This window comes from Stenotrophomonas sp. C-A (assembly GCF_054030835.1).
In genome coordinates this window covers 2,426,988-2,451,754 of the sequence record NZ_CM132916.1, presented here as the reverse complement: position 1 = coordinate 2,451,754, position 24,767 = coordinate 2,426,988, and the positions used below count along the sequence as shown (strand labels likewise).

The following is a 24,767-nucleotide window of genomic DNA, read 5'->3' as shown; positions in this document are numbered from 1 at the left end:
ACGCCTTCAGTTCACACCCTTCACCCCCCAGCGGCGAGAATGTCCCACTGGACGCAGCCATGCGCGTCCGGCCCACTGCCTTCAGGAACACCGAGATGTCCAACACCCCCTTTGGCGAGTCGTCATGTGCTGCCGCAGCCAGCGGCTGCATCGAGGTCCGCGGCGCACGCGAGCACAACCTCAAGGATGTCGACGTCTCCATACCGCGAAATGCACTGGTGGTGTTCTCCGGGGTATCCGGTTCCGGCAAGTCATCGCTGGCGTTCGGTACGGTCTTCGCCGAGGCGCAGCGGCGCTACTTTGAATCCGTTGCGCCCTACGCGCGGCGCCTGATCGACCAGGTCGGCGTGCCCGACGTGGATGCGATCGACGGACTGCCGCCGGCGGTCGCACTGCAGCAGCAGCGCGGTGCCAGCAACGCGCGCTCATCGGTGGGCAGCGTGACCACGCTGTCCAGCCTGGTGCGCATGATGTACTCGCGCGCAGGCGCCTACCCGGCCCACCAGCCCATGCTGTACGCCGAGGACTTTTCGCCCAACACCCCGCAGGGCGCCTGCAGTACCTGCCACGGCCTGGGCCACGTCTACGAGGTGACCGAAGCGCTGATGGTGCCGGACCCGTCGCTGAGCATCCGCGAGCGCGCCATTGCGTCCTGGCCACCGGCATGGCACGGGCAGAACCTGCGCGACATCCTGGTCACGCTGGGCTACGACATCGATGTGCCGTGGAAGAAGCTGCCGAAGAAGGATCGCGACTGGATCCTGTTCACCGAGGAAACGCCAACCGTGCCGGTCTATGCCGGCTTCACGCCGGCCGAGACCCGTAGCGCACTCAAGCGCAAGCAGGAGCCCAGCTACATGGGCACCTATACCGGCGCGCGCCGTTACGTGCTGCACACCTTTGCCAACACCCAGAGCGCCTTGATGCGCAAGCGTGTTTCGCGCTACATGGAAGGCAAGCTGTGCCCGGCCTGCCACGGAAAGCGCCTGAAACCGGAGGCGCTTTCGGTCACCTTTGCCGGCGTGGATATCGGCGAGTTCATGCGGCTGCCGCTGGATCAACTGGCGGACCTGCTGGAGCCCATCGCGCAGGGTGATTTCGGCGCACACAACAAGGGCGCACGCGCCAGCAGGAGTGCAACAACCCGCGATCGTGCCCGACGGGCGGCAAGTGGCCGCGCGACGCACGAGGGCGCCCCTGACGTGCGGCTGACCTCTGCCCTGTCGGAGGAAAAACGCCTGGCAGCCCAGCGGCTGGCGGGCGGGGTCATGGCGCGTGTACGGCAACTGCGCGAGCTTGGCCTGGGCTATCTTTCGCTGGATCGCGCCACGCCCACGCTGTCCGCCGGCGAACTGCAGCGCCTGCGGCTGGCCACCCAGCTCAGCTCGTTGCTGTTTGGCGTGCTGTACGTGCTCGACGAGCCCTCGGCCGGCCTGCATCCGGCTGACAGCCAGGCGCTGTACGACGCGCTGGACCGGCTGCGCGACGGCGGCAACTCGGTGTTCGTTGTCGAGCACGATCTGGAACTGATGCGCCGCGCGCAGTGGCTGGTGGACGTGGGACCGGAGGCCGGCGAGCGGGGAGGGCGCGTGCTTTACAGCGGCGAACCCGATGGCCTGCGCCAGGTAAAGGATTCGCGCACGGCCCGGTATCTGTTCGACCAGGTGCCTGCGCCTGCCAGCCGGCAGCGCAGTGCCAACAGCTGGCTCGAACTGAAGGGCATCCATCGCCACAACCTGCAGGGCGTGGACGCGCAGGTGCCGCTGGGGCTGCTGACAGCAGTGACCGGCATTTCCGGATCGGGCAAGTCCAGCCTGATGGCACAAGCGCTGCCCGAGCTGATGCTGCTGCACCTGGGGCACGAGCCCGTGGACGACAGCGCCGACAGCACGCCCCCGGATGGGCCGACCGTGATGGAAGCGACGCGGGGCCAGCTGGCCGGCGATGTGGACGCCATTCAACGCGTGGTGCAGGTCGACCAGAAGCCCATCGGCCGCACGCCACGATCCAATCTGGCCACCTACACCGGCCTGTTCGACCACGTGCGCAAGCTGTTCGCCGCAACGCCAGACGCGCGCCGCCGTCGCTTCGATGCGGGACGCTTCTCGTTCAACGTGGCCAAGGGCCGGTGCGAGACCTGCGAAGGCGAGGGCTTCGTCAGTGTCGAACTGCTGTTCATGCCAAGCGTCTATGCGCCGTGCCCGACGTGCCATGGCGCCCGCTACAACGAGGCCACGCTGAAGGTGTTGTGGAACGACCGCAACATCGCCGAGGTCCTGCAGATGACGGTCGACCAGGCGCACGCGTTCTTCGCCGAAGAAGACGCCATTGCCCGCCCGCTGCAGTTGCTGCAGGAAATAGGTCTGGGCTACCTGCGGCTGGGGCAGCCGGCCACGGAGCTTTCAGGCGGTGAAGCACAGCGCATCAAGCTGGCGACCGAGCTGCAGCGCAGCCAGCGCGGGCGCACGCTGTATGTGCTGGATGAGCCCACCACCGGCCTGCATGCATCTGACGCGGACAGGTTGCTGGCGCAGCTGCAACGACTGGTGGAGGCAGGCAACACCGTGGTGATGATCGAACACGACATGCGTTCGGTCGCACAGGCAGATTGGGTGATTGATGTCGGGCCAGGTGCAGGCGGTGCGGGCGGCACCATCGTGGCGAAGGGCACGCCGCAACAGGTGGCCCGCGCCAAGGGCAGCAGGACGGCGCCGTTTCTTGCGCGCGAGCTGGGACAGGCCAGCTGACGCCATCTCATCTGGGGCTGGACGCATTCTGTTGTACTGTGGGAGTACTCGCAGCGCCCATCAGCGAGAGGATGGTCAGGTGAACGCTTCCATGCTCCCAAGAATCGTCGGCTTCGATGTCCCGTTGTTGCATGAGCGTGTAGACGCATCCACCGACGAAGCCATCACCGCGCTGCTGGATCTGGCGCCCGGCGCTCGCTGGACAGAGATGTTCCTCATCAAGTGCAGGGCCCTGGCGTCCCAGCTCCAGCTGGCGGATGTTCGCATTGAAGGCGCCAGGATCTACTTCTACGGATCCATCAGCGATTCTCGTGGACTTGCCGACGCGGTGATGTCCATTGTCCACGTACTGAATGATGAGTTGATGCGCGAGCGGAATCACGCAGCCAGCCGCGCCTAAGCGCAGCCAAGCAGGGACCAGCACCGATCGGCAATCTCCGCTGCGCCAGGATGGCCGCGCAGGCTCGATCGCTTCGCAAGCCTGTCCTGCAGATCGTCGATCCATGCCGACCGGGTGCCGTGCGGATCTCTCACATAGATATCGCAGGCAAGCCGGACAACCGGCGCTACTTCATATCGGAAGCTCATCGCGGGCAGGGTGCCCAGGTTGAACGCGGCCTTCCAGTGGGCCAGTTCACGCTCTACGTCCACAATGTGCTTGCTTCTTCCATGGATCATGGTGTTCCCCACGTTCGGAGCCTCACTGTACACGCTTGTTGCCGGGAGCCTGTTCATGACAGTCGTTCATCCAGCGCGCTTCCCGGTACGCTCCCGTAACGGCGCCAGGCCCACTGTCAATTGGCAGCAGACTTGCTGCGACGGAGAATCGAAATGAACAGCGTCCCCGAACAGAACAGGAACGACCGCTCCAGCGCTTCCGCTGAAACAGAACAGCCCGCGCAGCAGGGGCAGGTCGAGGGGAGCGAGCCTGGCGGGAAGGAGCCCGGCAAGCAAGGGCAGCAACAGCAGCAGGACAACAAGGATCGCGAGAGCCCGAAGCCAGCGGACGAAAAGAAGGGCGGTCTCGGCGGCGATACGCGCCGCTGAGGAACAGGAGGAGCCGCGCGCCGCGCGGCTGCTTCCGCGGTAGACAGGGAGCGGGCATGTCCTCGCAAAGCCAGGCGATCAGCCTGATGACCAAGATCATGTACCAATGTCGTCCGGAGAGAACCACGACGATGGCGCAATGCCGTTGCTGCCACGCACCCAGCCCTGGCGGGATGGAATGCGCACGATGCCTGACCGGAAGGCTCGGCGACATGATTCACAATCGCGGCGCAGCATTCAGCTGGCTTGAATCATTCCGCAGGGTCCAGCAGGACGAAGCACACGTATTCGAATGCGCAAAGCGCGTCGACGCGACATCTCCCTAGGCGTCGCATCCGGACCTGACATTGCGCAAGCGTATGCTCGGGTCATTCAGGAGCAACGCGATGAATTTTACGATCTGCATCTACGATAGAACGGGCACGGGCCTCCGTCTGCCCGCGGGATGGTGGATCGACCTTCAGTCCGATCTGCCTGCACTGGTGAAGGGTGCTGCGCGCATCGACCTTCCGCGATCTTCGAAAGACGAGCATCCACGATTGGATCCTGAGGTTCTCAGGGATCTTTTCCGGCGCATTGGAGGCTCGCAGTGGCTAAGTTGAATCCAGCCCCGTCCCTGGGAGTCCGCTGGCTGTTCTTTCGTCTTCGCAACGGGCAGTCCATCAGTCCTGCCCGGTTGATGTCTGTGTGGTCCGAGGCAGCTGAATCCAGCGACTGCGCCGTGCGCCGCGAAATCATCGACGGCGCCGGCTATGTCTATGCCCTGTACGCGCCCAACAGCCTGCTTTCACCCAGGCGCGTGGAGCTACGCATGAGAACGCTGCTGGAGGAAGCCGGCTACGCCTTCACGATGGGCAGCCTGGCGGGCCGGCACCCGGGCGACGGTTGAGGCGCGTAGCTGGCGCTGCGTCCGCAAGCGCCCGGAACGCGCTCGTCATTCCGGAGTGTCTGGTTCCAGAGGTTCGTCAGGCTTTGGATCAAAGAGCGCCAGCATCCGTTCACGGCGGCATTGTTCGAGCCAGTGGTGCCATATCTCCACCTCGTCCATCAGCCCCGTGGCACCGCATGCGGGGCAAGTGAGCGTCGTGCCCAATGGGCTTGTCTGAATGCCGGCGTTCTCGCTCATTGACGAGCGCAGGCCGCAACTCTTGCAGGTAGATCGCAACTGATCAAGGCGAACGATTGCGCCATTGCGCGCAAGAAGGGGCTGGATCGCGTGGATCCGGAAGGCATTGGGAGGATGCATGGCCGTGTCGTCTAAGGCTGGACACGGGAGCAAAGGATTCTGCGCCGGAGAAGAGCCGTGAGGGCGCAGTGTCCTCCGTTGGAGGTTAACCCTTCATCAAAGTGCGGAACGCGCTCCATCGTTGGCCTGAAATCCCACGGCCGCAATCGTGCGCTGACGTGGCAGCCGGCGCTCATCCGGCGCCGGCCCTGTTTCTGGGCAGGAAGGGCTCCGCCATCACAACGGAGCCCCGGCCACTCACTTTTCCTGCAGGAACGTCAGCAGATCCTGGTTGACCTTGTCCTTGTGGGTGTCGGTCAGGCCATGCGGCGCACCCGGGTAGACGATCAACCTGGCGCCCTTGATGAGCTTTGCCGATTGGCGGCCTGAGATATCGATCGGCACGATCTGGTCGTCGTCACCGTGGATCACCAGCGTGGGCACATCGAACTTCTTCAGGTCCGCGCGGAAATCGGTGGCCGAGAACGCGGCGATCGAATCGTAGGTGTTCTTGTGGCCGCCCTGCATGCCCTGCGCCCACCACGCATCGATCAGCCCCTGCGACACCTTCGCGCCCGGGCGGTTGAAGCCGTAGAACGGGCCCGACGGGATGTCCTTGTAGAGCTGCGCGCGGTTATCCATCTGTGCCTTGCGGATGCCATCGAACACTTCGATCGGCAGGCCGTTCGGGTTGTCGGCGGTCTTCAGCATGAACGGCGGTACCGAGCTGATCAGCACGGCCTTCTTCACCCGCCCGGTGCCATGCCGGCCGATGTAGCGGGCCACTTCGCCGCCACCGGTGGAGAAGCCCACCAGGGTCACATCGTGCAGGTCCAGCGTATTGATCACCGTGGCCAGGTCATCGGCGTAATGATCCATGTCGTTGCCGTCCCACGGCTGGCTGGAACGACCGTGGCCACGACGGTCATGCGCGATCACGCGGTAGCCATGATCGGCCAGGAAGAGCATCTGCGATTCCCAGCTGTCCGAGTTCAGCGGCCAGCCGTGGCTGAAGGTCACGACCGGACCGTCTTTCGGGCCCCAGTCCTTGTAGTACAGCTGCACGCCATCGGCGGTGGTGATGTAGCTGGCGGTGCGCGCGATGCTGGTGACTGCAGCCGGCTTGGCCGGTTCGGCGGCCTGCGCGGACAGGCTGGCCTGGACCGAGAGGGCGAGGGCGGCAACGGCCAGGGTACGGGCGAAGGTGTTCATGCGGGAACTCTCATGGGTGGGTGGTGAGGCGTACTTTGCGCCCGTAATCAGGCGTCCGGGTGATGTACTGTCCGTATTTCTTGATAGATCGTCTTGCACGCATGTGCGCGTGCGGACCACTTGCCATCGCCTGTTGACAGGGTAGAACGACCGTTCTACCTTTTGGCCATGAGCAAGGCCATCACCGATACCCACCAGAAGATCCTGGCCACGGCCGAGGCGCTGATCTACCAGAACGGGATCCACGCCACCGGCATGGACCTCCTGGTGAAGACCTCCGGCGTGGCGCGGAAGAGCATTTACCGCCACTTCGAGAACAAGGACGACGTGGCCGCTGCCGCGCTGAGGGCGCGCGATGTGCGTTGGCTGGCCTGGTTCCGGCAGGAGTGCGACAAGGCTGATACCCCGGAAGCACGCATCCTCGGCATGTTCACCGTGCTCAAGGGGTGGTTCCAGTCCGAGGGCTATCGCGGTTGTGCGTTCATCAATACCGCGGGCGAGGTCGGCGACCCTGCCGATCCGATCCGGGAGATCGCGCGGAACCACAAGCAGAAGCTGCTCGATTACACGCTGGAACTTACCGGGCAACTGGAGGTGGAGCAGCCGGCGGACCTGGCCCGTCAGCTGCTGGTCCTGATGGAAGGCGCCATCACCCTGTCGCGCGTGATGGGTGATTACGACGCCGCAGACACCGCGAAGGATGTCGCGAAGCTGTTATTGGAACAAGCCAAGCGTTAGCGCCTGGGTACCCCAGATCCGTTGAAGCAACCCGTGTATCCATTTCGATTGGAGGTTTCCCCATGTCCGCTGAACAGACCCGTCCACCGCTTCCTCCGTTCACCCTTGAATCGGCCACGCAGAAGGTGCGCCTTGCCGAGGATGGCTGGAACTCCCGCGATGCCGACAAGGTGTCGCTTGCCTATTCGCTCGACACCCAGTGGCGTAACCGCGCCGAGTTCACCAACGGCCGGGAAGAAGCCCGGCAGTTCCTGGCACGCAAATGGAACAAGGAGCTCGACTACCGCCTGATCAAGGAGCTCTGGGCCTTTACCGAAAACCGTATTGCTGTCCGTTACGCCTACGAATGGCACGACGATTCCGGCAACTGGTTCCGTTCCTATGGCAACGAAAACTGGGAGTTCGGAGAGGACGGCCTGATGCAGCGCCGCTTCTCGAGCATCAACGACTTACCGATCAAGGAAAGCGACCGCAAATTCCATTGGCCGCTGGGGCGTCGCCCGGATGATCACCCGGGGTTGTCGGAGCTGGGTATGTGATTTCCGCTTGGGCGCCATCCCAAGCGCGCTCAGGTACGATGGGGTGGCCGGCGTCTGCGCCGGCCGGGGCAGGGGGCGCAATGGACATGCAGGCAGGGGGCGGATTCGATCCGCCGGCAAAGACCGATTCGCAGGAACTGACATTCCACTGGCTCTACCAGCGGGTGCAGGGACTGGTTGAGCACAGCATCTACCCCAAGGCGGGCAGGGTGGAGACGTGGGCGTTTCGCATCGGCTTGGGTGCGGCGATCATCGGCATTCTCATGGGTCAGCTTCCGGATCGATGGCTGCCTCTTGGCGTAGTGCTCCAGGTGGTTGTTGCCTGCCTGGCAATCGAAATAGGAGGGTTCATTGTCGGTGGCGTCCTGGCCGCCCGCAGGGGCATTCGCCAGTTCAGCCAGCCGCGGCTCTCGCACGCCCGGGAGATGGATGAAGACTTCGCTCACTGGCAAGCGGTGGTGACCGAGCTTCGCGGATTCCCGCGCGTCCAGCGCGAGCGGCGACTCAAGTTCGTCAGCACCTTGCGCACAAACATGATGGAGCGCATGGGCATGATGTATGGCGGCCTGCAGCGGCTGGGACCATTCCCACTGTTGATTGCCCTCTACCTGCAGTTCCGCGGATGGAAATGGGGCGACTGGGCGGGCGCTTTCGATGTTGGCCCGCTGGGTGCACTACTGATCTTCGCCATGGTGCTGCTGTACCTGCTGGGCTGGATGCTGATCGGCCTTCGCACCAGGCTTGATACCTACGTTGCCTTGTTGGAGGGCTCCATCCACGAACCCGAGCCCTCCCAGCAAACGCCTTTGTAGCGTCGGGCCATCATGTTCCTCATGCTGAGGGACAAACAGGACTGTGAGTCATCCAGTGAGGCATACGCATGGCTCAAGAGTGCCGCGCTGTGGCTGGATGCAGCCGATTTCTTCGGGCGTGCTGCATCATGTTCGTACATTTCGCCGACTTCACAGGTCTGTACCCCGCAGATGGGCATAGTGGCCCTTCGGTAGTGTGAGCGCGTCCATCCAGCCACGGGGATTTCCCCGAACGCCAGGAGGTCACTGTGCCAAGTTGTGATGAAGGAATGAAGTTGACGCGTCGCCAGGTGATCGCCGGCGGCGTCACGACCGTGGCGATGTCCGCCGCACCGGGGGCATCATCGCTCGCCGCCGAACTGGCGACGCCCCCGCCGCCCAGGCCGCCGGTCATCAGCACGGTGGCATTGACCGTCAACGGCAAGCGGCGGGAACTTGAACTGGACACCCGGACCACGCTGCTCGATGCCCTGCGCGAACATCTGAAGCTGACCGGAACGAAAAAAGGCTGCGACCACGGTCAATGCGGTGCCTGTACCGTGCTGGTCAACGGTGAGCGCATCAATGCCTGCCTCAGCCTGGCGGTGCAGCACCAGGGCGATGCCATCACCACCATCGAAGGCCTCGGAACCCCCGATGACCTGCATCCGATGCAGGCCGCCTTCATCAAGCATGATGGCTACCAGTGCGGGTATTGCACGCCGGGGCAGATCTGCTCGGCGGTGGCGGTACTGGACGAGATCAAGCGGGGTGTCCCCAGCCATGTACAGGCGGACGTCAGCGCACGGCCCCGGGCCACCAACATGGAAATGCGCGAACGCATGAGCGGCAACCTCTGCCGCTGCGGCGCCTATTCCAACATTGCCGAGGCGATGGCAGAGGTCGCTGGCGTGACCTCTGCAGGGAGACGCTCATGAGGGCCTTCAGTTACGAACGCGCGAAATCTCCGGCCGAGGCCGCCAAGGCCGTCGCCGGTACCGAGGGCGCGAAGTTCCTGGCCGGAGGGACCAACCTGCTCGACCTGATGAAGCTGGAGGTCGAGACGCCAGCGCACCTGGTCGATGTGCAGGACATCGGCCTGGACAGGATCGAACCCACCGACGAGGGCGGCCTACGCATCGGCACGCTTGTCACCAATACCGCGCTGGCCTCGCATGAGCGCGTGCGCCGCGACTACGCGGTGCTGACCCGCGCGATCGTGGCAGGCGCCTCCGGGCAGTTGCGCAACAAAGCCACCACCGGCGGCAACCTGCTGCAGCGCACGCGCTGCCCGTATTTCTACGACCCCAATCTGCCCTGCAACAAGCGCCTGCCCGGTTCCGGCTGCGGCGCACTCGAGGGGTTCTCCCGGCAGATGGGCGTGATCGGCACCTCGGACAGCTGCATCGCGACCTATCCGGGCGACATGGCGGTGGCCCTGCGGGTGCTGGACGCCTCGATCCAGACCGTCAGGGGTGACGGCAGTACGCGCAGCATCCCGATTGCCGATTTCCATCGCTCCCCCGGCGACAGGCCGCAGCAGGACAACGTGCTGCAGCGCGGTGAGCTGATCACCCACGTCACGCTGCCGGAGCCCCTGGGCGGTCGGCACGTGTACCACAAGGTACGGGACCGCGCGTCCTATGCGTTCGCACTGGTGTCGGTCGCCGCGGTCGTGCAGCGTGACGGCTCGGCGCGGTTCGCCTTCGGTGGGGTCGCGCCGAAGCCGTGGCGCGTCGAGGCAGCCGAACCCCTGCTGCGCGACGGCGTGAAGGCCGCGACCCGGCAGGTGTTCGCCGGTGCCCGTCCGACGCCGGAGAACGCGTTCAAGATCGCGCTCGCAGAGCGCACCCTCGCAGCGGTGCTGGTGGAAGGAGAGCGCTGATGCCCCTTGAATTCAACGCCCCCGCCGGCGACAACCTGTTCGACAAGGCCAAGGTCGTCGGCAAGTCGACGCCGCGCATCGACGGTCCACGCAAGACCACCGGCACCGCTCCCTATGCCTACGAGCGCCATGACGTGGCGCCGAACCAGGCCTACGGCTACATCGTCGGCGCGGGCATCGGCAAAGGGCGCATCATTTCGATGGATGCGTCCCGCGCACGTGCCGCGCCCGGCGTACTGGCGGTCATCACCGCACCGGAAACCAAGCCGGTCGGCACATCGAACTGGAACAATGCGCCGCTGTTCGGCGGACCCGAAGTGGCCCACTACCACCAGGCCATCGCCTGCGTGGTGGCAGAGACCTTCGAGCAGGCCCGCGCCGCCGCAGCGCTGATCCGCACCCGCTACGAGCGCAGCAAGGGCCGCTTCGATTTCCCGGCCCTGGCACCGTCCGCGCCGCTGGCAAAGGGGCGTGACGGCAAGCCCGACCGGCAGGCGCTGGGCGATTTCGACACTGCCTACGCGAGCGCCGCGGTCAAGCTCGACGAGACTTACCACACCTCCGACGAAAGTCATTCGATGATGGAGCCGCACGCCACCATCGCCGCCTGGGAGGGTGACACGCTCACGCTGTGGACGGCGAACCAGATGATCGACTGGGCCAGGCAGGGCATGGCGGCGATCCTCGGCATCGATCCTGCCAAGGTGCGTGTGGACTCGCCCTATATCGGCGGCGGCTTCGGCGGCAAGCTGTTCATCCGTGCCGACGCGGTGCTGGCCGCGCTGGCGGCCAAGCAGGTCGGGCGGCCGGTGAAGATCGCGCTGCAACGCCCGTTGATGCCCAACAACACCACGCACCGGCACGCCACCCTCCAGCGCGTACGGATCGGCTGCGGAAAGGATGGCCGGATCTCTGCCATCGCCCATGAGAACTGGTCGGGCAACATCAACGGCGAGGATGGCGAAAACGGCACCCTGCAGACGCCCAAGCTCTATGCAGGCGCCAACCGCCTGGTGGCCAACTACATCGCCACGCTCGACATGCCCGAAGGCAATGCGATGCGCGCACCGGGCGAAGCACCGGGCCACATGGCGCTGGAAGTGGCGATGGACGAAATGGCCGAGAAGCTGGGCCTCGACCCGATCGCGTTCCGCATCCTCAACGAGCCCGAGGTCGTGCCCGGCGATCCGTCCAAGAAGTTCTCCGACCGCAACCTGGTGCGCTGCCTGCGCGAAGGCGCGGAGCGCTTCAACTGGAACAAGCGCAACCCCAGGCCGGCGCAGGTTAGGGAAGGGGACTGGCTGGTCGGCATGGGCGTGTCCGCGGGCTATCGCGGCGCACCGACGATGAAGTCGGCGGCGCGGGTCCGGCTTGACGGCCAGGGCGGAGTGATTGTCGAGACCGACATGACCGACATCGGCACCGGCTCCTACACGATCATCGCGCAGACGGCAGCCGAGACCATGGGCGTGCCGCTGGACCGGGTCCAGGTGACCCTCGGCGACTCCCGTCATCCCGCCTCCGCCGGTTCCGGCGGCCAGTGGGGCGCGGCAAGCTCCACCGCAGGCGTGTACGCGGCGTGCGTCAGCCTGCGCCGCAAGGTGGGCGAGAAACTGGGCTTCGACGGCGACACCGCAGACTTCGCCAATGGCCTCATCCAGGCGGGTGGGCGGACCATCAAGCTGACGGAGGCGGGCACACTGTCGGCGGAGGACGGCATTGCCTTCGGCGACTTCAAGCAAGGCTACGACGTCGGCACCTATGCAGGGCATTTCTGCGAGGTTGCCGTGCATGCCTACACTGGAGAGACGCGCATCCGCCGCATGCTTGCCGTATGCGATGGCGGCCGGATCCTCAATCCGCTGTCTGCACGCAGCCAGGTCATCGGCGGGATGGTGATGGGTGCGGGCGCGACCCTGATGGAGGAGCTGGTGGTCGACAAACGGCTGGGCTTGTTCATCAACCACGACCTGGCCGGCTACGAGGTTCCCGTGCATGCCGACATCCCGTACCAGGAAGTGGTCTTCCTCGACACGCTGGATCCGGTGATCTCGCCGATGAAGGCCAAGGGTGTGGGTGAACTGGGCATCTGTGGGGTCGGCGCCGCGATCGCCAATGCGGTCTACAACGCAACCGGCGTGCGCGTGCGCAACTATCCCATTACCCTGGACAAGCTGCTGCCCGGCTTGCCCGACGTGGGCTGACCCTTGCGCATGGACCGACCCGTAGCCTCGACCACTCTGGAGGCCTCCGTCGCGGGCGGAGGGGAGCCCGGCGATCTTGCCGAGGACCTGTCCGCAGCGCCGGGCTTCCTCGCCGAAGGTAGCCCGCGCGGCGTACTCGAGACGGCCTTGACGCGCGTGCGCGCGGGGGAGCACGCCGTGCTCGCGCTGGTGCTGGAAACCGATGGCTCCACCTACGCCGGTGCCGGCGACATGGTGCTGTTCTGCAACGGCAGCCAGGTCGGCTGGCTGAGCGGCGGATGCTTGGAGCCGGAGCTCGCGCGACGCGCGGAGCAGGTGAGCGCGGCAGGGCGGGTCGACTGGATCGAGATCGACACCCGCAGTGACGACGACCTGTTGAGCGGGTCCGCGCTCGGCTGCCGCGGCCGGCTTCGGATTGCGCTCCTGCCATTGCGTGCCATGTCCGGCATCGACGCCGTCATCGAGGCTTGGCTGCGCGAGGGCGTGTCACTCCGGCGCGACCTTCGCACGTCGGGCCAGGTCGTTTTCCGTGCCGGCCATCGCGAGCAGGCGTGGCAGCTGGATCCGATGCATGGTGCGCAGCCCTTTGGCGAGGGCGCATGGCATTTGCCGTTGCCCCGTCTTCCGCGGGCTCTGGTGTTGGGGGGCGGTCCCGAAACGCCCTTCCTGGTTCCGTTGCTGCGGAGCCTGGGGTGGCGGGTCAGCGTGGCCGAACGGAGAGCGCGCTGGGCCTCAGCCGGGCAGTGCGCGGATGCGCATCTTCAGACCAGCCCGGCCGAGGCCCTTCATGGCGACCCGTGCGACGCGGCACTGGTGATGCATCACGATTTCGAACTGGACCGGGAGGCGCTGGTGGCCCTGGCTGATACCAAAGTTGCGTTCATTGGACTGCTGGGTCCGCGGCGAAGGCGCGAGGACCTGTTCAAGCTGCTGACACCGGATCAGCGCCACCGCCTGTCCCCGAGACTTCGATCACCGGTCGGCCTGAACATCGGCGGGCGAGGGCCAGAGGCGATTTCGCTCAGCATCGCCGCGCAGCTGCAGCAATGGCGAAGCGCGCACGGCACGTGACTGACGCGCAAGCGGTCGTCGTGCTGGCTGCCGGCGGGAGCACCCGACTTGGCCAGCCCAAGCAGCTTCTAACCCGGCAGGGCGAAACCCTGGTACATCGCGTGGTGCAGTTGGCGCTGGAGCTCGCGCCAGCGCAGGTGCTGGTCGTGGTGGGCGCGAACGCACAGGCCGTGACATCCAGCATTACCGGGCTGGACGCCACTCCGGTAACCAACCGCGACTGGGAACGCGGCCTGGCGAGCAGTCTGCAGGTTGCCGGCGCACACCTGCTGCCCACCGTGACTGAGGTGATGATCGTGGCATGCGACCAGCCCGCAATCGAGCGCTCCCATCTGCAGGCGCTGCTTTCGGGTGCCCGCGCCTCGGCGTCAGGGTGCGCGGGTACCCGTCATGGACACGCGCTTGGCATTCCTGCAGTGGTGCCGCGCGCATGGTTCAATCAGGTGGGTGCAAGCGGTGACCGCGGCTTCGGAGCGCGCCTGCGGCAACTTCCTGTCGATACGGTGCATGTCCTACAGGCACCGGAACTAGGCCTGGATATCGATACGCCAGAAGATCTTGCGCGTGCGCGCGATGCGGGCTGGATCGATGCCGGGAGGTGACTTGCATGATCACTGGGCCAATGCCTGTCGCGCAGGTGACGAGCGGCAGGGCTGGAGCCCGAACCCTTGCTGCCCGCAGCCCTGTAGGGTCGGGCCATGCTCGACTACGGCACGCCACATCGCGCCCCATCAGGCACATCACTGGCAAGAATCTGCAGCACCCGATCCAACAGAACAGGTTCCGGCACGCCAGCCAGTACCTGCTCCAGGTAATCCAACGGCTCCAACTGCCATTGAAGGAGCGCCCGCAACCACACAACGGCGGGCGCCCGCTGCTTCGCGTCCAGTGAGGCCTGCAACAGCAGATGGTGCGAGCGCCTCTCCAGCCACAGCACTGGAACGCCTCCACAGTGAATCTGGAATCCGGCGTTTTGATGCCGCTCGACGAACTGGAAGCCCTGTCGTGGTCGAGCCTCCACGAACTGCACGGCTTGGCGCCGCAGTTGTGAGAATCGATGGTCGGTGATGCTTTGGAACGCGACAGGCGAGTGCACCGGCGGCGCCGGCCACAGCGTCTGTGCCGCAACCACCACCACAAGACAGAGCGCGGTGGCCGCCCAGCGCCACCAGGCCACTCAACCCTCCGGATGCAGTCGGGTACTGGCGTGTGCGGTAAGGCCGATTCCGGCCATGATCAGCCCCTCCATCACGCGCGGGCCAACGTACTGCTCCAGCTCGCCGTTCTCGCGGGCACGCTGTGCGGCCAGCAGGATCTCCAGCACCACCCGAAGACCCGCCAGCGAGCAGTCGGTGTCCGCCAGGGCGATGCGTCGGCCTGGCATCTGATGGCGTTCTGGCCAGGGCTGGCCATCGGAGGCGGCGCCGGCGCCGATGCTGTGCAGCAGGGCGATGAGGGTGTTCGGGTCCAGCGCAGGGCCATTCGCAGGCACGTCGTGGATGGGGTGCGGGGCAGGGGAGTGGGGCTGGGTCATGGCTGGGCTCCTTGCGTGCATGCAGAAGCCGCCACCGATAAAGGTGGCGGACGATGCGTGGCTCGAAATCCGGTACGCGACTAGGCCCGGTGGGCACGAGGCCCCCACGCACCGCCCGCCATAGCCGGCCGACGGATTGCCAGCCGGCACCACAAAGCGTGGTGCCGACTGGCAAGCGCAAACTACAGTCGCGTTACCGGGATTTCGAGCCCCGACCACCGATGTATTGGCGGCGCGAAAAGGAATACGCCCGGTTGCGTGCGATGCCAATGCAGTAAGGCCGATGACGTCACCACTTTCAACATTTTCAGAGTCGTTGCATATGGCGCAATGATGCTGGAGCGTTGCGCCGCAAGGCTGTCGGCGATGTCGGTGGTGCAAGACTGAAGAGTGTCGGCATCTGCCCGGCGATGCTGTGAGCGAGGCGAATGCGACAGGGCGAGCTAGATTGTAACCAGCTCCGCAAGGGGCGCACATTGAGATCGTGGAGGATTAGGCGACGCTGCCCCTAGATGACTGACGTCGAGGAATCCGTTTCCAATATTGGCATGCATCCCGGCTCATCCTTCTGGGTACTGAAGCGTCACTGCTTAGCGAGGCTGGCATCAAGCCTTCAAACTCCAGCCACAGCACAGGGGCGGCGCCAATGCGGGATAGGTCTTGGCGCCACAAATCCACAGCTCAATCCGGATCACACTACCGAGCTGCAAGCAAAGTACCAGCTGATAAACTAGTTGTTATACCCCATTCGCCTTGAGGGAAATCCTGCATGCTTTGGCTATGCGCATACCCACTCGTCCTTCCAAATTCCCGCCGCCCTGAGGTCCGAGATCTCCCTCACCTTCCCGTCACTGTCAAGCTCATCCCTAAATTTCATGAGAATAAAGTCCTGCGTGACCCCTGAGGAATCTGACTGCTCCGATGCGATTCCGACAATTTCTTTGATTCCGGATAGCCTAAGGCGACTTGCCCTGCAGAGTCCAACAAGTGAGTTTCTGCGAAACTCCCGATATAGATCGTAATCCATGTCATCTGGCCGCTTCAGGACCATAAGCACGTAAGCTCGATCTGGCCGGTGGGGAAGTGACACTATCGCAGACAATCTATCCCCATCAAATTTTCGCATTAGAATTGACTGATGCGCCTTGGCGAGCTCCTTTCTAGAAAGGCGAGACTCTTCAGCCATTGCTCGCAATACCGCCTCATGCGCGGCGATGTCGGTCACCGAGCCCCACTTCGCAACAACGCCCGCTGTGTTCCGTGAGATATGCGTCGTTTGATGCTCTATAAGCTTATCCCACTCGTAGCTAATCTCTAAACTCTTCTTATGTATCTTGTATTCATTTGACGCGCAAAGCTGGATCCAGCGCCCCTCTTGCCCCACCACCAAGCCGCGCCTTTCAAATGAGCCGTCCTCAGGGAGTGGCGCAAATGAAAATCCCATGAGATTTGGCATTGGGTTCAAAATATAATCCGCAAGAAGGTCTTCCTCCCCGGTAAAGAAGAAACTAAACCCCTCGCTGGATAAATACGCCTCCTTTTTTTCGAGATATTCAATGAAGTCGGTAGCACTATCAAGCTCATTGAGTACGACATCAAGTGTAAGCTCATCCAGGACATGAACAAACCTCCTCCCTTTTAAGGGCCATCCAACCATGAATGGATTCTTTTCATGCTCCCGCCCCTCAATTGCGGTATTGATGACAAGACTGCTTGAGCTACCATGACCAAAGTACTTCTTGCATGCATCTGCCGAGCCTCGAGTAACAGCCACTAAGTGGACCTTGCGCACTTCCATCGGCGGAATTGGGATCGGCAGCGGCTGTTTGCATTCCGCATCAAGATAAATTCTGTCTGGAAACCTATCAATAAATGAAGCGGCACCCCTTAGTTGATTTACCGATTTCTCTACTGCGCTTCGATACCAGCGTGGCCACGCGACTTCCATCCCGCCACTTGGGAACTTGCAATTTTTGTCAGAAAAAATAACAACACTATTTCCAAACACAACGAGAAAGTCGCAAAGCTCTCTTCCGCCACTTTCATTGGTGTAAGGATTTGAGTAACTCCAGAAGTTGAGAAATGCGCGGCGAGCGAGTACGGACAGATATCTCTCCGAGTCGGTAGCGCCGCAGGAATCACCCTTCTGCCAGATTTTATTACTGCCTCCATCTTCCATTGATCTTCTCTTGGCCAATTGAATCAACTTACGCTCAATAGCATAAACCAGGGCTCTCGCTAAAGCCTATCGCATCTTGACTTTTAGATACAGCGCCTCTCCTATTGGAAGAATAACGATTGCATGATATGTCTTCAGCAGACAAAGACAGACATCAAGCTTGACGACGGAATACGCCTGCCAAGATGCGCGCCCAAATGAAGTAATAGCGTCTTGAAGTGCGATTACGATATATATATCTTCATCATGCTGCAATCTCATCCTTTGCGAGAATGGGCGCGGGCATGCCGGCGGCACGGCCCCTCACCCGCGAAGAATACGTGCAAAAACACAAACCACGTGTGGAGTTCCAGCCGTGGTCTGCCCCCGCCTTCGATGATCGAACTGTGCAATCGCAGCCGGAGCTGTATTGCATGGCCTCCGGCACCACTGAGCAGGACACCACCTGTACGTGCGTAACGGAGCAGGGCACCAAGGCGAAGATATCGATACCTGTGTGCGTGGCGATCGCACGCGATGGCCCGGCCTACAACCCGTATCGCGCACCACGCCAGGAATCGGAGTCGAGTCAGGATCACCCAGCTCGCAGCATCGCTCAGTCCGCGCCATCTGGCACGCCTGACAAGCCACCACATGCACTGGTTGAGGTCGGGAAACGCCCCATGGGGACGTTCCCTGAGACTCCACCTTACCCCGCCAGCTTCTGATTATTGTGACGCATCACGACCATGCGAGTGTCATTCCGATTAGCTGGGCGCCCAAGTTGCACAATCCCTTAGGCTGTACACTTCCGCGCAAACGGAGGGGAGGCATCCATGTTTGAAGATGCAATTAGGGGCATTAGGGAATACATTTCCGATAGGTTTATGAGTCCGCTTGGCGCTTCGATCACGGCATCGTGGTGTGCATGGAACTACAAGTTCCTGCTGGTGATCTTCTCTGGCGATGCGGCCATCAGAAAGATCCACCTAATAAAGCTGATCTATCAAGACGAGTTCTATGCGTGGGGGCATCTGCTGGTAGGGCCAGTGGCGACTACTCTGATCTATGTTTTTCTGTACCCCTATCCATCGAACTGGGTGTATAGCTACTCCTTGCGACGACGAATGGAAGCATTGACTTTGAAACGAACGGTAGAAAATCAGACCGTTCTCACCCAAGAGGAATCACAGGCGCTACGCAAAAAATTCACGGACATTGAGCTGCAAAACACTGCTGAGACACTAAGACTGAGCAACACAATTGACAGTCTTCGAGAGCAACTCCGACTGTCGATAGAAGAGAAGAACGCAATTACGGAAGAGTTGAACTCTGCGCGCTCGCAGTTGCCAGTCGAATCTTCACAGACCGACGCCCCCACCGAGATGGACCAGTCCAAAGCCAGGTACCCAGGAGGGCTGTCCAAGATCCAATGGGAGCTTATTGACAGCGTAGGCCGATATGATGGCGCCATGCCTCTTGGAGCGCTGTCCAGCAAGCTAAATATCGGCAATCAGGCTGCCTGGTACACGGCGAAACAGCTGTCCTCCTTAGGGTTTGTTGATGCTCGCACCAGCCATGATCAACCAGGCCGCGAGATCAGGCACGTTAGCCTCACCTCAGACGGATTGAAACTCTTTATGAGCTCCCTCTAATAGCACAGAAGCTTTTGGCATCGCAGCGAACCTACGCCGATGTAGCCCGTAGTGAGCACATAGGGCAAGCCCAGTTTGCCGGGGTGTAGGGGCAGCGCCCCTACGGAAGCGCTTTACACGCGCTGACGCGGTTTCGGCCCACGACTCATGTAGACCACATTGGAGGTCTCGGCGCCGGGGCCGGGGTCACGCACGCCGAACGATCGTTCTCGGCGTATTCTGAGCGCTTCGGCTAGGTAGATGACGCTAGATTTCGCCGCGGTCGAAGCATTCCGTGTAGCTGCGGCCCGGGGATTTGCCTCAGCCATCATCAGCCGCCATTCCCGCGCTATGTTGCAGGTCAGGAACCATCAGGTCATGTCGCAGGGCTCCAGTTGGTGACCCTCAGGGGTGAACATATGCCCAGCTTGGAATCCGAAACCGGGCCAAGGGCCGGTCAGGTCCATGCTGCAATCTCATCCTTGTCGGGGGAGCCAGCAGGGAGGCAAGAGCCAAGTGATGGAGCACGTATTGCTGTTACCTCTAAGTCTTTGCGTTTCAACAGTCTATAGATGCAGATCTCCCATCCCTAACAAGCTGAATAGGTGGGCACCAAGGGGTATATGTGTTACTCCTCCGCTGACTGCAGGAATTTCTGTTACTAGTTCAGCGTGGAAATCTGACGGGGCTCGAGGATCGGTTGCGCCCCCGGCCTTTCGGGAGTAGCGTCCAAAGCATGTCAGCGACGCTCCCTGACGCTGCGCTCGGCAGCGACTCAGGCCCATGTTGACCATGACGCACCACCGAGCCCGAATGCATCTCTGTAGGTGCCCAGACCGCTGTTGCCGCAGAGGGGTCTATTTGGAGCACGCGAATGAGTGTTACGACCAAGGCCAGGCAACGCCGACTAGGTGTGCGACAAGCTCGGACAAGCAACTCGGCAAACCTCTGGACGCTGCAGTCTCCTACAGCTGAGTGCTCGGTGACGCTGAGTGGTGACCTGAGGATGAAGCTCTTCTTTTATTGCGAAGGTGACGCAAGCGTCCGTGACGCAGAGTATCGCGAGTCACTGATACAGGCACATCTAGACAGTGGCTCAATCTGCCTCGATGCGCTGACTACGCTGATGGATGGCTCTATTCAGGCGCGGATGATCGACGATGGATCGGATAGGGCCAGGCGAAATATCGAAGCGCTGAGCGCGAATTGTGTCTATTCAGTCTCTGCTTTCAGTACACGTGACCTGGGTCAGGCGAAGATGAGGATCCGCAACTGGCAATCGGCAATCTCTGCTTTTCACCGGTGCCGTGGCTCCGACCTTACTTCTCTGGCAAGGGAGGTCGAATCGGTAGTTAGGCGACGCGGGAAGGTGACCTTAGGAGAGGTCATACGAGGCCTTAACCAAGGGCGCCCAGCGGTGGTGGTAGGAGCTGCGGTTCTTGCGCTGCGCGCTAGATCCATTGGCTCGGATATGGATGTACATCCATGGTCTGTGCACACAAGGCTGCTCAGGTGTGAACATGACCACTCCAATTAAGTTCAACCGGAGAACGCTTCCGGCAGATCTTGCGAACTATCGTGAATGGCCGGCTTGTGAAACCAGTCTGTTGGACCCGGCTGATCTGGCGCTGTTTGAGCAAAGACGGAAAGCCCTGGTTGCGTACTTAGATGGCCTCCGAACTGCCGAGATCGCCTCGCGGTTCGGGATAGAGCGTACTGAGCTCTTGCGGTACCTCAATCGATGCGTCGCGGTCTTGGGCGATGGCCGCATTGCGGGTTGGGCCGGCCTCATCAAGGGATTTCGCACACAAGCGCCAACACGATTCAAGCCCGTAAGCGCGATGCCAAAACAATCATTCGGCGGCTATACGGGCGCTCTGTCAGCATTGCTTGATTCGCAGCCCGGCGTGCAGCTCGCCCTAGACAAGTACCTCGCCTCTGGCCTCACTCCAGACGGGGCGAAGCGAGGGCGTATCACCTACAAGGAGGCACATCAGATCTTTCTTGAGCTCTGTCGTCGTGCCGGATTGGGCAAGAATGAATGGCCGTTTTGTGTCGGCCGATATGGCAGAGAGGCAATCTGGGTGTACGTGAAGCAATTCTTCACTGCGAACCACGAGAAGGTTGCATCCCTGCAGTACGGCGAAGAGTGCAGGCAGCGTTCGAGGAGGCCGGGCGGACAACCCGAAGGGCCCATTGCCCTGGCCCCATTTGAGATAGTAGAGGCTGACGAGCATACGGCCGACATCATCTTTGCCGTGGGCGTGAGTACTCCAAAGGGAATCAAGTACGTTCCCAGCCGTCGTATGACGCTTATCGTCATCGCCGATAGGTTCACCAACTTCATTCTGGGCTGGGACATCGTTGTCCGCCGGACAATTTCCAGCTCCGATTTCCTCAGGTGCATCGATCATGCTTCCGCCGGACAGTGCCTCTCGAACGAGCTGCAACGTGCACTGAAAGCCACTCTCTCAGTAGAGGCTGACGCTCCAGAATTGCGCCTTGGATTTGGCACCCTCTTTGTAGACAACGCGCTCGCACACCTATCAGACACAGTAGCCGACAGGGTCAGGGCGGAGACTGGCGCTGCAATCTCCTTCGGAGCGATTAGGCGACCGAGACGCCGATCGCTTGTCGAGCGAGTGTTTGGTTGGATTGCATCGAATGTTTTTCATCAGTCACCATCGACCACGGGAAACAGCACAACGGACACCAGGCGCAACCAGCCAGAATGTCAGGCGGTCAGGCATCGGGTGACCCTTGAAAAGCTGATGGAAGAAACGTCTAAGGCCGTTGCGCGCTGGAACTCAACGCCCACAGAGGCCAACTACGGCAGCAGTCCCACTGACCAAATGCTTGAGTACTACGCACCTGGTTCAGGGTGTCTGGCCCCACTGGGGCCGCCTCGCCCCACCCTGACACCTCCGCTTCGAGTTGAAGTGGCGCCCGCCACCGTTCGCGGGTCTCAGAAGAAGGGCAGACTGCCTCGCGTTAGCTATGCAAGCGTGGAGTACGGCTCGCCTATCTTGGCCACGCGCTGGGATCTGATCGGGCAGGCGGTCACGCTCCATGCAGATCCCTACGACATCTCCCATGTCCATGCATACACACGCGATGGAAGGGAGCTCGGTGAGCTCGTACCGCTGAGTTCGCGGTGGCAGCATCAACACTCTCTGGAGATCCGAAGGCTGCTCAGATCCAAGATAGAAGGCGCTCGGGACGAGCCCTTTGCCGACATCGTTGGCTCGGAGCTTCAAGAACTAGCTCAGAAAGCCTTGGATGCTTGCGCAAGAGTGCCGCGAACCACGCACGCTGCGACTGTCCTGGCCGAGGAGGGGAGGAAGGGATACGCGCCGGACATGTCACCTACGCGCGCAGTGAGGCGTATCGATACGCAGACACTGGCGTCCCGTGTTCGTAAGTCTAGAAACATTGACTTTTCCATCATCGGGAAATGATGAGGTCGATTATGGAGATCCACGAGAGCATTGCCGCCATCCAAGCAACCTACCCATCTTTACGGGACCGGCATCCATTGCTCATGGCTTCGGCCGTACTTCCCACCGCTCCAGTCAAAGAAGTGGCCCGCCTGGTCTTTGACCGGGCACAGCGATTTCGCTCCTCAATTGCATTCTGGGCGCATCCGCTGTGCGGAAAGTCCTCTTGCATCTCCGCTCTGCAGAAGCTGGCCCCTATTCAGTGCCCGGGAGCGGCCTTTGTGATCTACGAGCCTTCATCCAAAGACGTGGCGGCTGAAGGTGCCCTAATCGAAGATCTGCTCTCCGTCATCGACTATGAGCCTCGTGTGCTCCGATCCCTCGCAGGCAAGCGCGACCAGTTGCTAAGAGCTCTCTATGCAATGTCAGTTGCTGGCAGACATCTTTTCTTGGTAGTTGACGAAGCGCAGAACCTGCACGTCAAGGACTTGGGCTGGTTGAAACGCATCGTCAACTGGCTAAACACACATGAGGTAAAGGTTACAGTGGTCCTCTTCGGCCAGAGCCAGTTGTGCACGATGCATCAGCAATTCATGGCCGAGATGCCAGATTTAACCATCAGGTTCATGGCGGAGCTGGTCGAGTTCAGAAGTCTGCAAGATGTAGAGGATCTACGCGTGGTTCTTAAGTCGTGTGACGACGAGACCGAGTACCCCCGGGGATCAGGTTGGTCATATACCCAGTACCTGTGGCCCAACGCCCATACCAGTGGGTTTCGCTTAGCCCGTTGTGCCTCAGATTTGTACGACGCGTTTCGGTCTCAGTCCGCGGGCGCGGTTGATCGCGAGGGAATCAGCATGCAATGGGTTGCTGAGACCCTAATGTTGGTGGGTCAGGACGGTGAGGACAGCGATGTTGAAGGGATGACGATTCCGCGGGAAACCTGGGAACGCGCCATCGTTGATTCAGGCTACCGGAGCAGGACCCCCGCTGCGTTGGCCGCGACTACGACAGGAAGGAGTCGGGCACAGAGGTCGCCATGATCGCTTGGAGCCAAAGTCTGATAGATGCCTACTGTTCCTCGTGGACCATCATCCAAACACTGGAGTGGCTCAACTGCATTGATCTGAAGTGGATGCCAGTGCGCCGAGACTGGCGAGTGCCGCTAGTTCGGTCGAAAGCCCATCTATCAGAGGGTAGAGCTACCGACAATGGGCTCGCCGATGAGGCGCGGCAGCTCTTTGATGTTCACTCCGCCCTGAGTGAGAGGTGCCGATGGTTGGAAGATGAAGCGCTTCGTTTCTGTCCAACCTGCGTCCAATCTGGGCGCCACTATCAGTACCAACAGGATGAGCGATTTTTGCGTTGCGCCCTACATCGGACGCGCCTAGAGATAGGCTGCCCCCACTGTGGCGTCGCGCTGGACACGAGAGGCTCTCTGGTACATGGCTTCACATGCGATGCTTGTGGAAAGACACTGCTGAAATGCCCGACACCAGGGATGTTGAGCCCTGGCAAGAGCGTTTTATATGCGCGCAAACTTGATGAATTGCACCAATGGCTTAAAGATGCCAACAACTCTCTCCTCGGATACCAAAGAGCGTGCAGCGGGTATACGTCCATATGCTGGGACGGCGATCGAGCAGATAGCCACGCAGGCGAGTATTGGTACGCACTCATTCATTCCCCGAATCCTATGGTGCGCAACGCGCTGGCACCGACTTCCGCCTCCTTCAGGCAGTATCCAGCAACCCCGCTTGTGATTCCGCTCCCTGCTGACGACTGTGAAGCGGCTATCAGGCCCTACCAAGACGTTCTCAGGTGCGTCGCGCGTCAGATCAGACGCACCTATCTCAGGGGCCACTCCCGCTGTCGCATTCATGCAATGAGGTCAGTGGGTGGTGGCCGTGCTCGGACTTTTAGCTGGCGTCCCGTCACGCTCAAGCCGCATTTGTGCTGCGCCGGTCAAGCGTACGCGCTATGGCTTCTTCAGCGGCGCCAGGAACTAAGCTCGCTGAAATTTGATATGGGAGTACATCCACGGTCCGAGGTTCCGATGCGACTGCCGGATCTGCACGCAGCGGCAGCTAGCTACATCAGCTCTTTTGAGGCATGGGTTGCGAACCTTGCACGACTACAATCGCTGGTTCCTCGCTCCAACAGACAGTCGATGCTGTGTGACCCGTTCAGCTATTCCCCGCACTGGGCGCTGCACCAACCCGGTACGACTTGGAGTTGCCCGACGCATCTGCGCTTAGGCGTACGGAAGGATATCGGCCTCTGCGACAAGGGTCGCGTTCAAAGGGAAGAGTACGATCTGGTCAGGGCTATGGGGCGGCACAGCGAACGGCTTCTGGAAAGGCTCCTTAGGTCAAAGCGAAGGCGCTGGGCCGCTGCTCCGGACATCCCTCTGTGAAGACGTCGCAGGCACTCGAAGCTAAAGCATCGGTCCTTGCATGACAACGACCTCGTCGGACGCACCCATCGCGCACCATTGCGACAGCACCTATCGGCTATTGCGATCGTGCTTGTGCCAGCACCCTGA

At 61.7% G+C, this 24,767-nt stretch carries 21 protein-coding genes; 15 read left to right on the top strand and 6 right to left on the bottom strand.

Translation table 11 applies throughout. The features are described from left to right. Positions 1-95: 95 nt before the first annotated feature. Together ACW5IY_RS11520 and ACW5IY_RS11515 are read left to right on the top strand one after the other, a co-directional pair. Positions 96-2,747, top strand: a complete 2,652-nt coding sequence (locus ACW5IY_RS11520; protein WP_049433735.1) for an excinuclease ABC subunit UvrA — start codon at positions 96-98, stop codon at positions 2,745-2,747. Positions 2,748-2,826: 79 nt separating this feature from the next. Then, complete coding sequence (locus ACW5IY_RS11515; RefSeq protein ID WP_019336574.1) at positions 2,827-3,147, top strand: hypothetical protein; 321 nt, start codon at positions 2,827-2,829, stop codon at positions 3,145-3,147. On the opposite strand, the gene ACW5IY_RS11510 is transcribed toward ACW5IY_RS11515, so the two are convergent. Then, positions 3,144-3,482, bottom strand: a complete 339-nt coding sequence (locus ACW5IY_RS11510) for a hypothetical protein (protein WP_230080572.1) — start codon at positions 3,480-3,482, stop codon at positions 3,144-3,146. The genes ACW5IY_RS11515 and ACW5IY_RS11510 overlap by 4 nt on opposite strands. Before the next feature lie 96 nt (positions 3,483-3,578). Here ACW5IY_RS11510 and ACW5IY_RS11505 point away from each other — a divergent pair, with 96 nt between their 5' ends. Together ACW5IY_RS11505 and ACW5IY_RS11500 are read left to right on the top strand one after the other, a co-directional pair. Next, a complete protein-coding gene (locus ACW5IY_RS11505) occupies positions 3,579-3,794 on the top strand; it encodes a hypothetical protein (protein WP_019336575.1) in 216 nt (71 codons plus the stop codon). Positions 3,795-4,383: 589 nt separating this feature from the next. Beyond that, positions 4,384-4,683, top strand: a complete 300-nt coding sequence (locus ACW5IY_RS11500) for a hypothetical protein (RefSeq protein ID WP_019336576.1) — start codon at positions 4,384-4,386, stop codon at positions 4,681-4,683. 45 nt (positions 4,684-4,728) lie between these two features. Here ACW5IY_RS11500 and ACW5IY_RS11495 read toward each other — a convergent pair whose 3' ends face one another. Both ACW5IY_RS11495 and ACW5IY_RS11490 read right to left on the bottom strand, forming a co-directional pair. Next, positions 4,729-5,040: a hypothetical protein gene (locus tag ACW5IY_RS11495; protein ID WP_099560612.1), complete on the bottom strand. Its 312-nt coding sequence runs from the start codon at positions 5,038-5,040 to the stop codon at positions 4,729-4,731. A 237-nt stretch (positions 5,041-5,277) separates the two neighbouring features. Then, complete coding sequence (locus tag ACW5IY_RS11490) at positions 5,278-6,231, bottom strand: alpha/beta fold hydrolase (protein WP_049433734.1); 954 nt, start codon at positions 6,229-6,231, stop codon at positions 5,278-5,280. A gap of 168 nt (positions 6,232-6,399) precedes the next feature. Here ACW5IY_RS11490 and ACW5IY_RS11485 point away from each other — a divergent pair, with 168 nt between their 5' ends. The 8 genes from ACW5IY_RS11485 to ACW5IY_RS11450 all read left to right on the top strand — a co-directional run bounded on the left by ACW5IY_RS11485 (position 6,400) and on the right by ACW5IY_RS11450 (position 14,061). Further along, positions 6,400-6,969 carry a TetR/AcrR family transcriptional regulator gene (locus tag ACW5IY_RS11485; RefSeq protein WP_049433733.1) on the top strand — a complete coding sequence of 190 codons (570 nt, stop codon included), beginning with the start codon at positions 6,400-6,402 and terminating at the stop codon, positions 6,967-6,969. Between the two features lie 62 nt (positions 6,970-7,031). Then, positions 7,032-7,508, top strand: a complete 477-nt coding sequence (locus ACW5IY_RS11480) for a nuclear transport factor 2 family protein (protein WP_049433732.1) — start codon at positions 7,032-7,034, stop codon at positions 7,506-7,508. A gap of 80 nt (positions 7,509-7,588) precedes the next feature. Continuing rightward, positions 7,589-8,320 carry a hypothetical protein gene (locus ACW5IY_RS11475; protein WP_049433731.1) on the top strand — a complete coding sequence of 244 codons (732 nt, stop codon included), beginning with the start codon at positions 7,589-7,591 and terminating at the stop codon, positions 8,318-8,320. A 269-nt stretch (positions 8,321-8,589) separates the two neighbouring features. Next, entirely contained in the window at positions 8,590-9,237 is a 648-nt protein-coding gene (gene paoA / locus ACW5IY_RS11470) for an aldehyde dehydrogenase iron-sulfur subunit PaoA (protein WP_019659694.1), read from the top strand. Next, a complete protein-coding gene (locus tag ACW5IY_RS11465; RefSeq protein WP_049433730.1) occupies positions 9,234-10,184 on the top strand; it encodes an FAD binding domain-containing protein in 951 nt (316 codons plus the stop codon). The genes paoA and ACW5IY_RS11465 overlap by 4 nt, the downstream gene beginning before the upstream one ends. Then, positions 10,184-12,388: an aldehyde oxidoreductase molybdenum-binding subunit PaoC gene (paoC, locus tag ACW5IY_RS11460; protein ID WP_049433729.1), complete on the top strand. Its 2,205-nt coding sequence runs from the start codon at positions 10,184-10,186 to the stop codon at positions 12,386-12,388. Before ACW5IY_RS11465 ends, paoC begins: the two co-directional genes overlap by 1 nt. 9 nt (positions 12,389-12,397) lie before the next feature. Next, positions 12,398-13,459 (top strand): XdhC/CoxI family protein, encoded by a 1,062-nt coding sequence (locus ACW5IY_RS11455; protein WP_049433728.1) that lies wholly within the window; start codon positions 12,398-12,400, stop codon positions 13,457-13,459. Then, positions 13,435-14,061: a nucleotidyltransferase family protein gene (locus tag ACW5IY_RS11450; RefSeq protein ID WP_049433727.1), complete on the top strand. Its 627-nt coding sequence runs from the start codon at positions 13,435-13,437 to the stop codon at positions 14,059-14,061. Before ACW5IY_RS11455 ends, ACW5IY_RS11450 begins: the two co-directional genes overlap by 25 nt. 104 nt (positions 14,062-14,165) lie before the next feature. On the opposite strand, the gene ACW5IY_RS11445 is transcribed toward ACW5IY_RS11450, so the two are convergent. The 3 genes from ACW5IY_RS11445 to ACW5IY_RS11435 form a co-directional block, all read right to left on the bottom strand. Further along, positions 14,166-14,636, bottom strand: coding sequence for a hypothetical protein (locus ACW5IY_RS11445; RefSeq protein WP_197638399.1), 471 nt, complete (start codon positions 14,634-14,636; stop codon positions 14,166-14,168). Then, positions 14,637-14,993 (bottom strand): hypothetical protein, encoded by a 357-nt coding sequence (locus ACW5IY_RS11440; RefSeq protein WP_044570193.1) that lies wholly within the window; start codon positions 14,991-14,993, stop codon positions 14,637-14,639. Between the two features lie 778 nt (positions 14,994-15,771). Then, a complete protein-coding gene (locus ACW5IY_RS11435) occupies positions 15,772-17,172 on the bottom strand; it encodes a hypothetical protein (RefSeq protein ID WP_152906229.1) in 1,401 nt (466 codons plus the stop codon). A gap of 866 nt (positions 17,173-18,038) precedes the next feature. Between ACW5IY_RS11435 and ACW5IY_RS11430 the strand changes: the two genes are divergently transcribed. The 3 genes from ACW5IY_RS11430 (at position 18,039) to ACW5IY_RS11420 (ending at position 23,265) form a co-directional block, all read left to right on the top strand. Further along, on the top strand, positions 18,039-18,806 hold the full coding sequence (locus tag ACW5IY_RS11430) for a hypothetical protein (RefSeq protein ID WP_457326774.1): 768 nt from the start codon (positions 18,039-18,041) through the stop codon (positions 18,804-18,806). A 1,499-nt stretch (positions 18,807-20,305) separates the two neighbouring features. Continuing rightward, positions 20,306-22,243, top strand: a complete 1,938-nt coding sequence (locus tag ACW5IY_RS11425) for a Mu transposase C-terminal domain-containing protein (protein WP_160314056.1) — start codon at positions 20,306-20,308, stop codon at positions 22,241-22,243. A gap of 11 nt (positions 22,244-22,254) precedes the next feature. Beyond that, positions 22,255-23,265: an ATP-binding protein gene (locus ACW5IY_RS11420; protein WP_160314055.1), complete on the top strand. Its 1,011-nt coding sequence runs from the start codon at positions 22,255-22,257 to the stop codon at positions 23,263-23,265. Positions 23,266-24,767 lie beyond the last annotated feature (1,502 nt).

Excerpts from the sequence above, each read along its gene's own strand:
- ACW5IY_RS11495 (WP_099560612.1), bottom strand. The coding sequence starts at position 5,040 with ATGCATCCTCCCAATGCCTTCCGGATCCACGCGATCCAGCCCCTTCTT.
- paoA (WP_019659694.1), top strand. The coding sequence starts at position 8,590 with ATGAAGTTGACGCGTCGCCAGGTGATCGCCGGCGGCGTCACGACCGTG.
- ACW5IY_RS11425 (WP_160314056.1), top strand. The coding sequence starts at position 20,306 with ATGACCACTCCAATTAAGTTCAACCGGAGAACGCTTCCGGCAGATCTT.
- ACW5IY_RS11430 (WP_457326774.1), top strand. The coding sequence starts at position 18,039 with ATGAGTCCGCTTGGCGCTTCGATCACGGCATCGTGGTGTGCATGGAAC.
- ACW5IY_RS11520 (WP_049433735.1), top strand. The coding sequence starts at position 96 with ATGTCCAACACCCCCTTTGGCGAGTCGTCATGTGCTGCCGCAGCCAGC.
- ACW5IY_RS11510 (WP_230080572.1), bottom strand. The coding sequence starts at position 3,482 with ATGAACAGGCTCCCGGCAACAAGCGTGTACAGTGAGGCTCCGAACGTG.
- ACW5IY_RS11480 (WP_049433732.1), top strand. The coding sequence starts at position 7,032 with ATGTCCGCTGAACAGACCCGTCCACCGCTTCCTCCGTTCACCCTTGAA.
- ACW5IY_RS11440 (WP_044570193.1), bottom strand. The coding sequence starts at position 14,993 with ATGACCCAGCCCCACTCCCCTGCCCCGCACCCCATCCACGACGTGCCT.
- ACW5IY_RS11420 (WP_160314055.1), top strand. The coding sequence starts at position 22,255 with ATGGAGATCCACGAGAGCATTGCCGCCATCCAAGCAACCTACCCATCT.
- ACW5IY_RS11450 (WP_049433727.1), top strand. The coding sequence starts at position 13,435 with ATGGCGAAGCGCGCACGGCACGTGACTGACGCGCAAGCGGTCGTCGTG.
- paoC (WP_049433729.1), top strand. The coding sequence starts at position 10,184 with ATGCCCCTTGAATTCAACGCCCCCGCCGGCGACAACCTGTTCGACAAG.
- ACW5IY_RS11505 (WP_019336575.1), top strand. The coding sequence starts at position 3,579 with ATGAACAGCGTCCCCGAACAGAACAGGAACGACCGCTCCAGCGCTTCC.
- ACW5IY_RS11455 (WP_049433728.1), top strand. The coding sequence starts at position 12,398 with ATGGACCGACCCGTAGCCTCGACCACTCTGGAGGCCTCCGTCGCGGGC.
- ACW5IY_RS11485 (WP_049433733.1), top strand. The coding sequence starts at position 6,400 with ATGAGCAAGGCCATCACCGATACCCACCAGAAGATCCTGGCCACGGCC.
- ACW5IY_RS11475 (WP_049433731.1), top strand. The coding sequence starts at position 7,589 with ATGGACATGCAGGCAGGGGGCGGATTCGATCCGCCGGCAAAGACCGAT.
- ACW5IY_RS11490 (WP_049433734.1), bottom strand. The coding sequence starts at position 6,231 with ATGAACACCTTCGCCCGTACCCTGGCCGTTGCCGCCCTCGCCCTCTCG.
- ACW5IY_RS11435 (WP_152906229.1), bottom strand. The coding sequence starts at position 17,172 with ATGGAAGATGGAGGCAGTAATAAAATCTGGCAGAAGGGTGATTCCTGC.
- ACW5IY_RS11465 (WP_049433730.1), top strand. The coding sequence starts at position 9,234 with ATGAGGGCCTTCAGTTACGAACGCGCGAAATCTCCGGCCGAGGCCGCC.